This window comes from Candidatus Gastranaerophilales bacterium (assembly GCA_028696075.1).
Taxonomy (GTDB): Bacteria; Cyanobacteriota; Vampirovibrionia; order Gastranaerophilales; family JAILCC01; genus JAQVHS01.
The window spans coordinates 23,881-24,174 of the sequence record JAQVHS010000007.1; the positions used below are offsets into that span (position 1 = coordinate 23,881).

The window sequence follows — 294 nt, forward strand, 5'->3', positions numbered from 1 at the left end:
AAACAGAATAATTTTTGGGGCGTTAGCGCCAAGCCGAAGCAGATGCGAAGGCATTTAGATATTACCAACTGCGCTAACATTCCATCGTTGAAAACAGAATAATTTTTGGGGCGTTAGCGCCAAGCCGAAGCAGATGCGAAGGCATTTAGATATTACCAACTGCGCTAACATTCCATCGTTGAAAACAGAATAATTTTTGGGGCGTTAGCGCAGTTGGTAGCGCACAACACTGGCAGTGTTGGGGTCACGAGTTCGAGTCTCGTACGCTCCATTTGTACATTTTACGACTTATGT

The 294-nt window shown here is 44.9% G+C and carries 1 tRNA gene; it reads left to right on the top strand.

Going from position 1 to position 294, the window contains the following annotated elements:
* Window positions 1-198: 198 nt before the first annotated feature.
* Window positions 199-271, top strand: a tRNA-Ala gene (locus PHX18_05800).
* Window positions 272-294 lie beyond the last annotated feature (23 nt).